Below are 15,453 nucleotides of genomic sequence, written 5' to 3' on the forward strand. Positions count from 1 at the left end.
GTGAACGACGATCCCAACGCGCTCGCACGGGTCTGGGTCGACGTGGTTGCAGAACTCACGAGTGATGACCCCGGAAGTAATCTTCCGGCTTTGAGCAGCAAGCAGAAGGCATTTGTCCGTCTGGTGAGGCCTCTCACACTTGCTCAGGGTTTTGCACTCCTCTCGGTTCCATCGCCATTTGCTCAAGAGACGATCGAGCGCGATCTACGCGAGCCGATCCTGCAGGCACTCGGACGCCACCTCGGCGGCCAGGTCGAGGGACTCGGTGTCCGCATCGCACTCGAAGACGATGCCGACGCACCCGCCGAACCGGTCGAGGAGCGCACGGGCAGCCGTCAGTTCGAGTCGGTCAACTCATCGGGCGCATACCGTCGGCGCAGATTCACCGAAGGCGACGGCGAACCTTCGGACTCCGAGACTGCCGAGACCGAAGAAGTCGACGACGACCGCGAAGCACTCGCGAGCGTTCACGAATCGTGGCCGTCGTACTTCACGAAGCCGCCCGCTACTCCTTCTGCTTCGGGGTCCGGCGCCAACAGCCTCAACGCGAAGTACACCTTCGACACTTTTGTGATCGGATCGTCCAACCGATTCGCTCATGCCGCTGCCGTCGCGATCGCGGAGGCGCCGGCGCGTGCCTACAACCCCTTGTTCATCTGGGGAGCTTCGGGCCTGGGCAAGACGCACCTTCTTCACGCCGCCGGCCACTACGCACAGCGACTGTTCCCCGGCATGCGGGTCAAGTACGTCTCGACCGAAGAATTCACCAACGACTTCATCAACAGTCTTCGTGACGACCGCAAGGTCGCGTTCAAGCGTCGCTACCGGGAAACGGATGTCCTGCTGGTCGACGACATCCAGTTCATCGAAGGCAAGGAAGGTATTCAGGAGGAGTTCTTCCATACCTTCAACACCTTGCACAACGCGAACAAGCAGATCGTCGTTTCCTCGGACCGTCCGCCCAAACAGTTGGCAACCCTCGAGGAGCGTCTGCGGACGCGCTTCGAATGGGGCCTGATCACCGACGTTCAGCCGCCTGAGCTCGAGACGCGTATCGCGATTCTGAGCAAGAAGGCGAGGATGGATCGCCTCGAGGTCCCGCACGACGTCCTCGAGTTGATCGCCAGCCGTATCGAGCGCAACATTCGTGAACTCGAGGGCGCGTTGATCCGCGTCACCGCTTTTGCCTCGCTCAACCGCCAGCCGTTGGATCTGACGTTGGCCGAGGTGGTCCTGCGCGATCTGATGCCCGATTCGTCGAGCCTCGAGATCAACGCGGCGACGATCATGGCGGTGACGGCCGAATACTTCAACATGTCGATCGACGACCTGTGTGGGCCGGGTAAGGCCCGGCCACTCGCTCAGGCCCGCCAGATCTCGATGTATTTGTGCCGTGAGCTCACTGATTTGTCCTTGCCGAAGATCGGTCAGACGTTCGGCCGTGACCACACGACGGTCATGTACGCCGACAAGAAGATCCGTAAGGAAATGACGGAACGCCGCAAGGTGTACGACCAGGTTCAGGAGTTGACCGCAAGGATCAAGCAGCGCTCCAAGCGTTGACCTGCACTTATTTCGATCGATGCCGCTCGAGGCAGAGGTTCCCTCGAGCGGCATCGGTGTATTCGAAGGGTTCCACGTGCGGTCCCCTCGAGGGCGGTTGTCCACCTCGAGGGACGACACGCCGGAGTCAGACACGCCGATGAGAACAAACTCTTCGTTTCTTGTGAAAAGTATTCACATCTGTGGATAAGTGTGTTGATAACTCCGAAAGTCTGTGGAGTTCTCGAGGAGGAATCCGAAAACTTTCAGAGAGTGCACAGAGGGGGTCGATTGGTCCTCGAGTCTGTCCTCGAGAAGTGCACAGGCCCTCGAGGGGACCTACCAGCGTCGACAACCGTTGCTCCACAGATTGCACAGGACTTATTACTACTACTGAGAATTTCCTAGGAAAAGCTCTTTGAAAATAGTTCTGGGGACAACTCCTGTTGAGAACCTCGCCTCAGGCTGCGCTCGCCGCGGCTTCGGCTTTCCACTTGCGCCCTCGAGGGCATACGGTGGGCATCGCTTGGTCTGTGTCAGACTTCAAGTGAGCTGATGCAGATCCGCAGCAGACGAACATGCCTACCGAGAGGAATAACCCGGCGATGGAGCTTGGAAGCCTGAAGTTTCGCGTTTCCCGGGAAGAGTTCGCTGATTCAGTAGCGTGGGTTGCTCGTAGCCTGCCCTCGAGGCCGCCCGTGCCGGTTCTCGGCGGAGTTCTTCTCGACGCAACCGAAGCCGGCCTCACCGTTTCCGGGTTCGACTACGAGGTATCCGCGCAGGTCCGCGTCTCGGCAGATGTCACAACTGCAGGTCAGGCACTCGTCTCCGGTCGCCTCCTCGCAGATATCACCAAGTCGCTTCCCAACAAGCCGGTCGATGTGACCCTCGAGGGCACTCGCGTGCTCATCTCGTGCGGAAGCGCCAAGTTCTCCCTGCCCACGATGCCGGTCGAGGACTACCCCCAGCTTCCGACGCTTCCGCAGCAGTCCGGGTCCATTCCCGTCGACCTGTTCTCGGAAGCCATCAGCCAGGTAGCTGTTGCAGCCGGCAAGGACGACACCCTTCCGATGCTCACGGGTATCCGTGTCGAGATCGAACAGAATTCGATCGTCCTCGCCGCTACCGACCGCTTCCGTCTCGCCGTACGTGAACTCGAGTGGACTCCGGCCAATCCCGACGTCCAAGCTGCTGTTCTCATCCCGGCCAAGACTTTGTCCGAGTCCGCGAAAACGCTTGCCGGCAATGCAAATTCGCCGGTCGAGTTGGCTCTCGGTTCCGGTACGACCATCGGAAACGACGGACTCCTCGGCATCGTCAACGACGGACGCCGCACCACGACGCGCCTCCTCGACGCCGAGTTCCCGAAGTTCCGTCAGTTGCTGCCTGCTCAGCACACCGCGATGGCAACGGTCGAGGTCACGCCTCTCATCGAAGCCATCAAGCGTGTAGCACTCGTCGCCGAGCGTGGCGCACAGGTTCGCATGCAGTTCTCCGCTGACGGCCTGCTCCTCTCTGCGGGTGGCGACGACGCCGGCCGCGCGGAAGAGACGCTCAACGCGTCGTTCCAGGGCGAAGCACTCACCATTGCGTTCAACCCCGGTTACCTGATCGACGGGTTGAATTCGCTTCACAGCGAAAACGTTCTGTTCGGCTTCACCACTCCCAGCCGTCCGGCTGTTCTTCGCCCCGCGGCCGAGGAAGAGCCCACGGCAGACGAGTCCGGTAACTTCGCTGCGCCCTCGAGCGAGTACACGTACCTGCTGATGCCGGTTCGCCTTCCGGGCTGAGTGGAACCCCGCACTTCAGTTCGCGCCTGACCAGGGAGAACAGTATGAAGATCGGACTCGTAGGTCTCGGCAAGATGGGCTTCAACATGCGTGAGCGCTTGCGCGCGCATGGCCTCGAGGTGATCGGATACGACCCTCGACCGGAAGTCACCGATGTCGGGTCACTTGCCGAACTCGCTGCTTCCCTCGAGGGACCTCGAGTCGTCTGGGTGATGGTTCCGGCCGGTGACATCACCCAGAGCACCATTGCCGAGCTGGCGGATGCCCTCGAGGGTGGCGATCTGGTCATCGACGGTGGGAACTCGCGTTACACCGACGATACTGTCCATGCCGAGCTTCTGGGCGCCCGTGGGATCGGTTTCCTCGACTGCGGTGTCTCCGGTGGCATCTGGGGCCGTGAGAACGGATACGGCCTGATGGTGGGCGGATCCGAGACCGACGTGGCGAAGGCAATGCCGATCTTCGACGCTCTGCGCCCCGACGGCGACGCTGCAGACGGCTTTGTCCACGCCGGCCCCGTCGGTGCTGGTCATTACGCGAAGATGGTGCACAACGGCATCGAATACGGCCTGATGCAGGCGTATGCCGAGGGGTACGAGCTCCTCGAGGCGGAAAGCCTGATCGCGGACGTTCCGGGCGTGCTCCGAGCTTGGTCGAAGGGAACCGTCGTACGTTCGTGGTTGCTCGATCTGCTTGTCGACGCCCTCGAGGAGGATCCGGAGCTTGCGCAGATCACGGGCTATACCGAGGATTCCGGTGAGGGCCGCTGGACGGTCGAGGAAGCTATCAAGCACGCGGTCCCCGCTCCCGTCATCTCGGCTGCTCTGTTCGCGAGATTTGCTTCACGACAGGATGATTCACCGGCCATGAAGGCGGTGTCGGCCTTGCGTAATCAGTTCGGTGGTCACGCGGTCAAGAGCGCTTCGCCCAAGAATTCGGCTTCTGGAAGCTAAGTGTTCGTTCGTAGATTTTCGCTGCGGGACTTCCGATCCTGGGATTCGCTGACGCTTGACCTCACGCCGGGAACAACCGTGTTCCTCGGTTCCAACGGGCACGGTAAAACCAACGTGCTCGAGTCGCTCGGGTATCTGTCGACGCTGTCGTCACATCGAGTGTCCGCGGATGCACCGATGATCCGCAGCGGTTCCGCCAGTGCCTTTGCCGGTGCAACGGTGGTCAACAATGGGCGCGAACTGACCATCGATGTCGAACTGATCGAGGGAAAGTCCAACCGCGCCAGGATAAATCAGTCTCCGACGCGTCGTCCGCGGGAAGTGCTGGGGATTCTGCAGTCGGTGATGTTCGCGCCGGAAGATCTGTCGTTGGTTCGCGGAGATCCTGGTGATCGTCGACGCTATCTCGACGAGTTGTTGACGTCCCGGATACCCCGAATGGCTGCTGTCCGTGCGGATTACGACAAAGTTCTGCGTCAGCGCTCAGCCCTACTCAAAACTGCCGGTGCGGCTTTGCGTCGCGGTTCTCGTGGTGGCGAGTCCGACAACGTCCTCTCCACCCTCGAGGTGTGGGACGGGCATCTGGCCGCTCACGGCGCACAATTGTTGGCCGGGCGCCTCGAGTTGGTCCATGATCTGGCGCCGCATCTGGCGGAGTCGTATCGTTCCATCGCACCCGAATCCCGGCCGGCGTCGATTCGATACAAGAGCAGTCTGGGGTCCTCGTTGGATCCCGAATTCACCGATCCTGCAAGGATTTCCGGTATCGACGACGTTGCATACCTCGAGGAGAGATTCCATCTCGAGTTGGCGCAGATGAGGTCGAAGGAAATCGATCGCGGAGTGTGTCTGGTCGGTCCGCATCGGGACGACCTGGAGCTGATTCTCGGCGACAGTCCGGCGAAAGGTTTTGCCAGCCATGGTGAATCGTGGTCTTTTGCGCTTTCGCTGAGACTGGCAGGTTTTGCTCTGTTGCGCGCGGACGGCAGCGACCCGGTCCTGATGCTCGACGATGTCTTCGCGGAATTGGACCGTCGTCGCCGTCGTGCGCTCGCCACCGTTGCCGCCACCGCAGAACAGGTACTGATCACAGCTGCTGTTCCCGAGGACGTACCGGACGAACTCGAGGCGGCCAAGTTCGGCGTCGAAGCCTCCGATACCGGAGACGGTCGGATATCCCGGATAGTGCCCGTAGGCTCGACAGATCAGGAGGTCGAGTTCGATGACTGAAGACAGCAGCGCGGCTCCGGAGCCCGAGCTCAAAGGGATCGATCTGGCGCGCCGTGCCCTCGAGGAGGCACGCGCGACGGCAAAGGCCAACGGCAAGGCCGTCGGGCAGGGGCGATCGTCGCCCAAATACGGAAGTGGCCGACCGCGTCGACGCAGCGGTTGGTCCGGCCCCGGCCCGGATGCGCGGGACCCTCAGCCGTTCGGCGCTCTCACTAGCGCTATCTCTAAATCGCGTGGGTGGTCCCCCAAGGTGTCCGAGGGCACGGTCCTCGGTCGGTGGCCGCAGGTCGTCGGAGAAGACATCTCCGCGCACGCCGAGCCGATCTCTCTGAAAGAAGGTGTTCTCAGCATCTCCGCCGAGTCGACGGCGTGGGCTACCCAGTTGCGCATGATGCAGTCCCAGATTCTGGCCAAGATCGCTGCTGCCGTCGGTGACGGCGTCGTGAAGACACTGCGGATCACCGGTCCGAGTGCGCCTAGCTGGCGCAAGGGAGAAAGGCATGTGAAAGGCCGCGGACCTCGCGATACGTACGGCTGAGGAAAACTCAACCAGGCCCTGGTTCTACCTATTACTTCGTGTTACAGTTAAAACTCGCTAGTGAGTGAACTGTGTCACAAGGCTGTCGTTCCCCACCGATCGGCAGGCATGAAGGAGTAGCTAGATGTCGCAGAAGATATCGACACCCGCTTCGTCGTTCGCCGAGCCGGATCACATCCTGTTGCAGGCTCGCAATGTCGAGTTCGACTGGTCCGATCTGCCCATGCACTGGATTCCGGGCGATCCGTTCAGCACACACGTTCTCAACGTGCTTCACCTTCTCCTCCCCGCCGGTGAGGAATGGTTTGTCGAGACCTTCAAGGAAGCTCTTCCTCTGATCGAGGACGAGAAACTCCGTGAGGACGTCGTCGGATTCATCGGCCAAGAGGCGATGCACTCCAACGCGCACTCGGGTGTCCTCGTCCATCTCAAGGAAAACGGCCTCGATCCGACGCCGTACACCCAGCAGATGGAGTGGGCATTCTCGAAACTGCTCGGACCGCGCCCGATGACGGGTCTGCGCGCCGAGAATCACCTGGTGGAGCGTTTGGCGATCATCGCGGCCATCGAACACATCACTGCTTTCCTCGGCGACTGGGTGCTCAACGCCAAGGGGCTGGACAAAGCCGGCATGCACCCGACCATGCTTGATCTCCTTCGCTGGCACGGCGCCGAAGAAGTCGAACACCGAGCCGTCGCGTACGACGTCATGCGCTACTTCGACAAGCGTGAGACCCGCCGGATCCGTACCCAGATCCTCGTCACGCCCGCAATCGTGTGGCTGTGGATTCGCGGTACCCGGTTCTTGATGCGCAACGATCCCGAGCTTGCCGCTCAGGCTCCCAGCCGTCGACGCCCCCACCTGTCCGATTTCATCGCGGCCGGAAAGCGTGGCACAGTTCCCACGTCGTTCGAGCTGGTCAAGCGGATGTCGACGTACTTCAGCAAGTCCTATCACCCCAGTAACGAGGGCTCGACCGCCCAGGCGGTGCAGTACCTGGCGTCGTCACCCGCAGCTCAGGCGGCTGCACGGTGATTTCACTCTCGAGGGTCAAGGACGTCATCTCCGGGCACGACGGGTTGCCGCGTTTTCCGGCGCCACCCGATTTGTCCGGAAAGAACCGTCCCGACCGTGCCATGCGCATCACGGAGTTGTTGGCGGACAAGTACCTTCGGGTGTTGACGGCCTACGACTACAACCCCGAGATCGCTGGCCACAACCCCGACACGGCCATGAACATGGTGGTCAGTACGCGTGAGGTGGTGGCGACTGACGAGAACGTCGTTCGCCTGCGCTTCGAATCCGCGGACGGCTCACCGATTCCGCCGTGGCATCCGGGTTCGCACCTGGACTTCCATCTACCTTCGGGTCTGCGGCGTCAGTATTCGCTGTGCGGCGACCCTGCCGATCGCACGGGGTACAGCGTCGCGGTGCGCCGGATCCCCGACGGCGGTGGCGGTTCCATCGAGATGCACGCTCTCCAGCCCGGTGAGCACGTCACGGTACGCGGACCACGCAACGGCTTCCCGTTTGTCGGAGAAGGCAGCGCGTTGTTCGTCGCCGGCGGCATCGGTATCACGCCGATCATCGCAATGGTCCGTGCGGCAAGAGAATTGGGGATGGACTGGTACTTCGTGTACTCGGGCCGCTCTCGTGAATCCATGCCGTTCCTCGACGAGATCGCAACCTGGGAACCCGAGCGTGTCTTCGTGCGCCCGGACGACGAGTTCGGATTGCCCACCACCACAGACCTTCTCGGACGAGCGCCGGTCGGCGGCGCCGTGTACTGCTGTGGCCCGACGCCGATGCTCGATGCCGTCCGCCGCGGTTTCCGCGATACACCCTCCACCGCTTTGCATTTCGAGCGGTTCGGGGCTCCGCCGGTGATCGACGGCAAGGAATTCGAAGTGCAGCTTGTCAATTCGGGACAGGTGCTCACCGTGCCCGCCGACGAGTCCGCGCTCGACGTCATCAAGAAGACATTGCCCGGTGTCGGGTACTCGTGTCAGCAGGGTTTCTGCGGAACCTGTCGTGTGAAGGTGCTCGCGGGTAAACCCGATCACCGCGAAAGGCGTCTGACCGACACCGAACAGGAAACGGAGATGCTCATCTGCGTATCCCGTTCCGACGGTGGACGTCTCGTTCTCGATCTCTAGATATTTCCCGACTCCGAAGGGTTCGACAATGTCGAAGCACTCTCCTGTCCATGCCGTGACCGCGCGTCGCGTGACCAACGGTTCCGTCAGCCTGGCCGTGTTCGAGCAGGGCAAGGCGGACGGCGAGACCATCGTCCTGGTGCATGGTTGGCCCGACACCCATGAATTGTGGAACCGCATCGTGCCTTTGCTGGCAGACGACTTCCGCGTCGTCAGCTACGACAGCCGCGGGGCCGGTGAGAGCACGATCCCCTCAAGGGTGCAGGACTACCAACTGAGCGCACTGGCCGGCGATCTTTTTGCCGTCATCGACGCGGTCAGCCCGGGCAAGCCGGTGCACGTCCTCGCGCACGACTGGGGATCCGTCGAAACGTGGGAAGCGGTCTGCGAGCCGGGTGCCGAAGAGAAGATCGCGTCGTTCTCATCCATCTCGGGTCCGAATCTCGATCATCTCGGTAAGTGGATCCGGGCGAGCGCGTCCAAGCGTCGTTTCCTCGGCCCGGCGGCGCAGGGAATTGCGTCGGCCTACACCGTTCTGTTCCAGATTCCCGGGCTGTGCACCCTTCCGTTGCGTCTGTGGTTCTCCAAGCACTGGCCGGCATTTCTGGGCTTCTTCGACGGTCTGGACCCCCGTGTGGTCAACACCGCGCCCACCATCGCCGACGACATGGTGAACGGACTCAAGCTTTATCGCGCGAACATCCGGCCGTCGCTCGGCAAGCCGCGGGATCGGTACACGGACGTGCCTGTTCAGCTCATTCTGAACAAGTACGACAAAGCCGTTCGTCCGGTGGGATACGAAGACACCGAAAAATGGGTCTCCGACCTGCAGCGACGTGAAATTGCCGCGGGACACTGGTCGCCGTTTTCACATCCGGGTGAGGTTGCCGAACATGCGCGGGCATTTATCGCGAGCCTGAGAGAGCGTCGCTCGGAGAAGCAAAGTTCCTAGCGTTTCACCTTCCGGGGATCGTAAAAATTCGTCTGCGGCGCAGCCAGGGGTGTCATTGGCCGCTTCTAGTCGGTGCTTACCAGTAAGATGGTCAACGGTAACTAGCGGCAACATTCTCGAACCCGCTCCGACGACACCCGCAAGGGCTTGCTGACGGCTGCGCTCGAGTATTGACGGAGAAGGAGAGCTACCCACCCGTGGCTGCCCAGAAGTCAGATACAAGCACTTCCAGCAAGGACTACAACGCGTCGTCCATCACCGTCCTCGAAGGACTCGAGGCGGTACGTAAGCGTCCAGGCATGTACATCGGTTCCACCGGTGAACGCGGTCTGCACCACCTCATTTGGGAGGTCGTCGACAACTCGGTCGACGAGGCGATGGCCGGACACGCCACCAAGGTCGAGGTCACCCTCCTCGAAGACGGCGGAATCCGCGTCATCGACGACGGCCGTGGCATCCCGGTCGGCATGCACGCCTCCGGAGTCCCCACCGTCGAGGTCGTGCTGACCCAGCTGCACGCCGGCGGCAAGTTCGACTCCGACTCCTACGCCGTCTCCGGTGGTCTGCACGGCGTCGGCATCTCGGTGGTCAACGCGCTCTCGACCCGGCTCGACGTCGACATCAAGGTCGACGGCTACCGGTGGCAGCAGACGTACACCGATTCCAAGCCGGGAGAGCTCGTACAGGGCGACCCGACGAAGGAGACCGGCACCACCGTCAGTTTCTGGGCTGATCCCGAGATCTTCGAGACCACCCGCTACAACTTCGAGACCGTTGCGCGTCGTCTGCAGGAAATGGCCTTCCTCAACAAGGGCCTGACCATCACGCTGACCGACGAGCGCGCCGAGGTCATCGACGACGAAGCTGCCGAGGTGGCCGAGGCTCCCAAGTCTGCTGCCGAAGAAGCCGAAGAAGCTGCTCAGGCAGCGCCGCGTAAGTCCAAGACCCGTATCTACCACTACCCCGGTGGACTCGAGGACTACGTCCGGCACATCAACAAGAGCAAGACCCCGATCCACAACTCGGTCGTCGGATTCACCGCCAAGGGCACCGGCCACGAGCTCGAGGTCGCAATGCAGTGGAACTCCGGCTACTCGGAGTCCGTGCACACCTTCGCCAACACGATCAACACCCACGAGGGTGGTACCCACGAAGAGGGCTTCCGCGCCGCACTGACCGCAACGGTCAACAAGTACGCGCTCGAAAAGAAGCTGCTCAAGGACAAAGATCCCAAGCTCACCGGTGACGACATCCGTGAAGGACTCGCGGCCATCATCTCGGTGAAGGTCGGTGAACCCCAGTTCGAGGGTCAGACCAAGACCAAGCTCGGCAATACCGAGGTCAAGTCCTTCGTGCAGAAGGCGTGCAACGAGCACCTCGCGCACTGGTTCGAGGCGAACCCCGCCGACGCGAAAACCATTGTGAACAAGGCTGTTTCGTCGGCGCAGGCCCGCGTCGCCGCACGTAAGGCGCGTGAGCTGGTCCGCCGTAAGAGTGCGACCGACCTCGGTGGCCTGCCAGGCAAGCTCGCCGATTGCCGCTCCAACGATCCGGAGAAGTCCGAGATCTACATCGTGGAGGGCGACTCCGCAGGCGGCTCGGCCAAGTCCGGCCGAGACTCGATGTACCAGGCGATCCTCCCGCTTCGCGGAAAGATCATCAACGTCGAGAAGGCGCGTATCGATCGCGTCCTCAAGAACACCGAAGTCCAGTCGATCATCACCGCGTTCGGCACGGGCATCCACGACGAGTTCGACATCGCCAAGCTGCGCTATCACAAGATCGTGCTCATGGCCGACGCCGACGTCGACGGTCAGCACATCGCAACGCTGCTGCTCACGCTGCTGTTCCGCTTCATGCGGCCGCTCGTCGAGCACGGCAAGGTCTACCTCGCGCAGCCGCCGCTGTACAAGCTCAAGTGGCAGAAGGGTGCGCAGCCGGAATTCGCGTACTCCGACCGCGAGCGCGACGCGATGGTCAAGGCCGGCCTCGAGTCCGGCAAGAAGATCAACAAGGACGACGGCATCCAGCGCTACAAAGGCCTCGGCGAGATGAACGCCAAGGAGCTGTGGGAAACCACGATGGACCCGACGGTGCGCGTTCTGCGTCTCGTCACGCTCGACGACGCGGCTGCTGCCGACGAGCTGTTCAGCGTGCTGATGGGCGAAGACGTCGAAGCACGACGCAGCTTCATCACCCGCAATGCCCGGGACGTTCGTTTCCTCGACGTGTAGGCCTGCGGCCCTGTGAGCGGTTGAGGAGTCCCCGGACTCCTTTTCCGCGCACAGGGGCTTGCCCCCTCTTTTAAGAAAGTGAGCTCATGACCGACACCACGTTGCCACCGGACGGTCCGCAACACGACCGGATCGAACCGGTCGACATCCAGCAGGAAATGCAGAACAGCTACATCGACTACGCCATGAGCGTCATCGTCGGTCGCGCTCTGCCGGATGTCCGCGACGGACTCAAGCCGGTGCACCGCCGCGTGCTCTACGCGATGTACGACAACGGATATCGCCCCGACCGCGGATACGTGAAGTCTGCCCGACCGGTCGCCGAGACCATGGGTAACTACCACCCCCACGGCGACTCCTCGATCTACGACACGTTGGTCCGTATGGCCCAGCCGTGGTCGCTGCGTTACCCGCTCGTCGACGGTCAGGGAAACTTCGGATCCCGCGGCAACGACGGCGCAGCCGCCATGCGTTACACCGAGTGCAGGCTCACGCCGCTCGCGATGGAAATGCTGCGCGAAATCGACCACGAGACAGTCGATTTCACCCCGAACTACGACGGCAAGACGCAGGAACCGACGGTTCTGCCCAGCCGAATCCCGAACCTTCTGATCAACGGTTCCAACGGCATCGCCGTCGGTATGGCCACCAACATTCCGCCGCACAACCTGCGTGAAGTTGCCGAGGCCATCTACTGGGCGCTCGAGAACTTCGAGGCGGACGAGGAAGCCACCCTCGCGGCCGTCATGGAGCGCATCAAGGGACCCGACTTCCCGACGCACGGGCTCATCGTCGGTGGACAGGGCATCCAGGATGCCTACACCACCGGCCGTGGCTCCGTCCGTATGCGCGGCGTCGTCGAGATCGAAGAAGATGCCAAGGGCCGCACCACGATCGTCATCACCGAGCTGCCCTACCAGGTCAACCCGGACAACCTGATCACCTCCATCGCGGAGCAGGTTCGTGACGCCAAGATCGGTGGCATCTCCGACATCCACGACGAGTCCTCGGACCGCGTCGGCATGCGCATCGTCGTCACCGTCAAGCGTGACGCCGTTGCCAAGGTCGTGCTGAACAACCTTTACAAGCACACCCAGCTGCAGACCAGCTTCGGCTGCAACATGCTCTCCATCGTCGACGGAGTGCCGCGCACGCTGCGCCTCGACCAGATGATCCGTCTGTACACGGCGCATCAGCTCGAGGTCATCGTTCGTCGTACCAGGTACCTGCTTCGCAAGGCACAGGAGCGCGCCCACATCCTGCGCGGTCTGGTCAAGGCCCTCGACGCTCTGGACGAGGTCATCGCCTTGATCCGTGCGTCGCAGACCGTCGACATCGCTCGCGCCGGATTGATGGAACTCCTCGACGTCGACGAGATCCAGGCCGACGCCATCCTCGGCATGCAGCTGCGTCGTCTGGCCGCCCTCGAGCGTCAGAAGATCGTCGACGAGTTGGCCGAGATCGAACTCGAAATCGCGGACCTCGAAGACATTCTGGCTCGCCCGGAGCGTCAGCGCGCGATCGTTCGTGACGAGCTCAAGGAAATCGTCGACAAGTACGGCGACGACCGTCGTACCCGCATCATCGCCGCCGACGGAGACGTCAACGACGAGGATCTGATCGCCCGCGAAGACGTCGTCGTCACGATCACCGAGACCGGTTACGCCAAGCGCACCAAGACCGACCTGTACCGCTCGCAGAAGCGCGGCGGCAAGGGTGTTCAGGGTGCCGGCCTCAAGCAGGACGACATCGTCTCGCACTTCTTCGTCACGTCGACGCACGACTGGCTGCTGTTCTTCACCACGAAGGGCCGCGTCTACCGCGCCAAGGCTTACGAACTGCCCGAGGCGAGCCGTACAGCTCGCGGTCAGCACGTTGCCAACCTGCTGGCATTCCAGCCGGACGAGCGCATCCAGTCCGTCATCCAGATCAAGACGTACGAAGACGCGCCATACCTGGTGCTCGCCACACGCAACGGTCTGGTCAAGAAGTCCAAGCTCACCGACTTCGACTCCAACCGCAGCGGTGGCATCGTCGCCATCAACCTGCGCGGTGAAGACGAACTGGTCGGCGCTGTCCTCTGCTCCGCCGAAGACGACCTGCTTCTCGTCTCGGCACAGGGCCAGTCGATCCGCTTCTCAGCCACCGACGAGGCACTGCGTCCGATGGGCCGCGCCACTTCCGGTGTCCAGGGCATGCGTTTCAACGGTGACGACGAGCTGCTCTCGCTCAACGTCGTTCGTGAAGGAACATTCCTCCTGGTCGCCACGTCGGGCGGTTACTCCAAGCGAACTGGCATGGAGGACTACCCGGTGCAGGGTCGCGGCGGCAAGGGCGTGCTCACGATTCAGTACGACAAGAAACGTGGCACTCTGGTCGGTGCGCTCATCGTCGACGACGACGACGAGCTGTACGCGATCACCTCGGGCGGCGGCGTCATCAGGACGGCTGCCAAGCAGGTTCGTAAGGCGGGACGCCAGACCAAGGGCGTGCGTCTGATGAACCTCGGCGAAGGCGACACACTGCTCGCGATTGCGCGCAACGCCGACGAGCCCGAAGAGCTCGCTGCAGAGACCACCGACAACGCAGACAATGCCGATGGAGCTAAGGAGTCCTAGTGAGCACTCCCAACCAGCCGGGCAGTGACCAGAAGAGCGAAAGCACTTCAGGTTCGACGCCACCGAAGCCGGAGCAGGCAACTGCTCCGGCGGGGCCGCAGACCTCGAAACCTGCAGCTCCAGCGGACGGCGGACCCAAAGCTTCCGAGGTGGCTCCGGCGCCCAAGGCACCGGAGCCGCCTCGCGGCCCGTCGGCTCAGAAGCCGGCGGGTGGGGCTTCCGACGCCGCGGGTGCGGCCAAGGGTCAAGCTCCTTCCGCTCCTTCAGTGGCTCCGGCTGCGCCGGTAACTCCGGCAAAGGGTGACGGTCAGGCTCCGCCGCAACCGGTTGCCAATCAGGCTCGTGGCAGCCAGGCGCCGCCGTGGCAACGCGGACCCCAGCCGTCGGGTCAGCCGCAGGGGCAGCCAGCTCAGAACCCCGCTGCTCAGAACCCGGCGTCCAAGGCCCCGGCGTCGAAGGCCCAGCCACCGCAGAATCAGGCTCCGCAAAGTCAGCCGCAGACCAACATCACGCGCCCAGCCGGCGCTGGTGCTCCTGCGGGTCGACCGGCAGCTCCTGCCGGGGGTAAGCCGCCTGCGGGTCCGCAGCGTCCTGCAGCGGCCGGCCCGGCGCAGGGTGGTCCGGTGCAGGGTGGTCCGGCCAAAAACCCCGCGCAGGGTGGTGCGCCGAAGGGACAGCCACAGGCGGGTCGCCCCGCTGCCGGTGCACAGACGGGTCGTCCTGCCGGCAACCCGTCGGCACGTCCCGTCGTGACAGGAACGGCGGCTGCCGCAGCTTCCGGTGGCGTCGCCGGCGCGGCAGCAGCCAAGGCTGTTGCACCCTCGGGCGCAAATCCCAAGGCTGCAAACGCCACGGTCGCCAATCCCACGGTCGCTAATCCGAAAGCAAAAGCCGCCGCGATCGACGGGCCGACTCGGCACATCGATCGCAAGGATCTACCGAAGGACATGCCTGACCTCTCCGAGGCCAAGCATCCGTTGCCTGCTGCGGTGAAGGGTGAGAAAACTCACGCCGTATCGGCTTCGGTCGTGGACGGTGCGCCACTGCGCGCAACGGTCCAGATCCGTCGTATCGACCCGTGGTCCACGCTCAAGATCACATCCGTGATCTCGGTGTCGCTGTTCTTCGTGTGGATGGTGGCCGTCGGACTGCTCTACGTCGTTCTCGACGGCATGGGCGTCTGGGATCGCCTGAACAACGCGTTCACCGACATCGTTGCCGATGGCGGCTCCGACGGTCTGGTGACGGCCGGCCAGGTGTTCGGCTACGCCGCGCTGATCGGCATCGCGAACATGGTGCTTTTCACGGCACTCGTCACGATCGGATCGTTCATCTACAACCTCTGCAGCGACCTGGTTGGCGGCGTAGAGGTAACTCTCGCCGACCGCGACTGACCTGCGAAAACATTGCTCCGCCGGGCCCGTTTTGGTGTCAGCGGC

General features: G+C 62.6%; 11 protein-coding genes. All 11 read left to right on the forward strand.

Translation table 11 applies throughout. From position 1 onward, the window contains the following. The 11 genes from dnaA (at position 1) to RA302_RS00055 (ending at position 15,408) form a co-directional block, all read left to right on the forward strand. Complete coding sequence (gene dnaA, locus RA302_RS00005; RefSeq protein ID WP_003942491.1) at positions 1–1,563, forward strand: chromosomal replication initiator protein DnaA; 1,563 nt, start codon at positions 1–3, stop codon at positions 1,561–1,563. Positions 1,564–2,147: 584 nt separating this feature from the next. Continuing rightward, entirely contained in the window at positions 2,148–3,332 is a 1,185-nt protein-coding gene (gene dnaN / locus RA302_RS00010) for a DNA polymerase III subunit beta (protein WP_007729165.1), read from the forward strand. A 44-nt stretch (positions 3,333–3,376) separates the two neighbouring features. Further along, on the forward strand, positions 3,377–4,285 hold the full coding sequence (gnd, locus tag RA302_RS00015; RefSeq protein ID WP_030536719.1) for a phosphogluconate dehydrogenase (NAD(+)-dependent, decarboxylating): 909 nt from the start codon (positions 3,377–3,379) through the stop codon (positions 4,283–4,285). Further along, positions 4,286–5,515 carry a DNA replication/repair protein RecF gene (gene recF, locus RA302_RS00020; RefSeq protein WP_030536718.1) on the forward strand — a complete coding sequence of 410 codons (1,230 nt, stop codon included), beginning with the start codon at positions 4,286–4,288 and terminating at the stop codon, positions 5,513–5,515. Continuing rightward, positions 5,508–6,053 (forward strand): DUF721 family protein, encoded by a 546-nt coding sequence (locus tag RA302_RS00025; RefSeq protein WP_003942471.1) that lies wholly within the window; start codon positions 5,508–5,510, stop codon positions 6,051–6,053. Before recF ends, RA302_RS00025 begins: the two co-directional genes overlap by 8 nt. Positions 6,054–6,177: 124 nt before the next feature. Continuing rightward, on the forward strand, positions 6,178–7,089 hold the full coding sequence (locus RA302_RS00030) for a metal-dependent hydrolase (protein WP_007729174.1): 912 nt from the start codon (positions 6,178–6,180) through the stop codon (positions 7,087–7,089). Continuing rightward, complete coding sequence (locus RA302_RS00035; protein ID WP_030536717.1) at positions 7,089–8,210, forward strand: PDR/VanB family oxidoreductase; 1,122 nt, start codon at positions 7,089–7,091, stop codon at positions 8,208–8,210. The genes RA302_RS00030 and RA302_RS00035 overlap by 1 nt, the downstream gene beginning before the upstream one ends. Positions 8,211–8,238: 28 nt before the next feature. Beyond that, the gene (locus tag RA302_RS00040; RefSeq protein ID WP_007729179.1) at positions 8,239–9,162 is read left to right on the forward strand and encodes an alpha/beta fold hydrolase; all 924 of its coding nucleotides are present in this window, start codon (positions 8,239–8,241) and stop codon (positions 9,160–9,162) included. A 197-nt stretch (positions 9,163–9,359) separates the two neighbouring features. Next, complete coding sequence (gene gyrB / locus RA302_RS00045; RefSeq protein WP_003942515.1) at positions 9,360–11,396, forward strand: DNA topoisomerase (ATP-hydrolyzing) subunit B; 2,037 nt, start codon at positions 9,360–9,362, stop codon at positions 11,394–11,396. A gap of 86 nt (positions 11,397–11,482) precedes the next feature. After that, positions 11,483–14,014, forward strand: a complete 2,532-nt coding sequence (gene gyrA, locus RA302_RS00050; protein ID WP_030536716.1) for a DNA gyrase subunit A — start codon at positions 11,483–11,485, stop codon at positions 14,012–14,014. Beyond that, entirely contained in the window at positions 14,014–15,408 is a 1,395-nt protein-coding gene (locus tag RA302_RS00055) for a DUF3566 domain-containing protein (protein ID WP_030536715.1), read from the forward strand. The genes gyrA and RA302_RS00055 overlap by 1 nt, the downstream gene beginning before the upstream one ends. The last annotated feature ends 45 nt before the right edge of the window (positions 15,409–15,453 follow it).

This window comes from Rhodococcus sp. DN22, from assembly GCF_036669995.1.
GTDB classification, from domain to species: Bacteria; Actinomycetota; Actinomycetes; order Mycobacteriales; family Mycobacteriaceae; genus Rhodococcus_F; species Rhodococcus_F erythropolis.

Bases quoted from the DNA above. Each gene is read 5' to 3' on its own strand.
- dnaN (WP_007729165.1), top strand. From the start codon at position 2,148: ATGGAGCTTGGAAGCCTGAAGTTTCGCGTTTCCCGGGAAGAGTTCGCT.
- gnd (WP_030536719.1), top strand. From the start codon at position 3,377: ATGAAGATCGGACTCGTAGGTCTCGGCAAGATGGGCTTCAACATGCGT.
- RA302_RS00025 (WP_003942471.1), top strand. From the start codon at position 5,508: ATGACTGAAGACAGCAGCGCGGCTCCGGAGCCCGAGCTCAAAGGGATC.
- RA302_RS00030 (WP_007729174.1), top strand. From the start codon at position 6,178: ATGTCGCAGAAGATATCGACACCCGCTTCGTCGTTCGCCGAGCCGGAT.
- RA302_RS00040 (WP_007729179.1), top strand. From the start codon at position 8,239: ATGTCGAAGCACTCTCCTGTCCATGCCGTGACCGCGCGTCGCGTGACC.
- gyrA (WP_030536716.1), top strand. From the start codon at position 11,483: ATGACCGACACCACGTTGCCACCGGACGGTCCGCAACACGACCGGATC.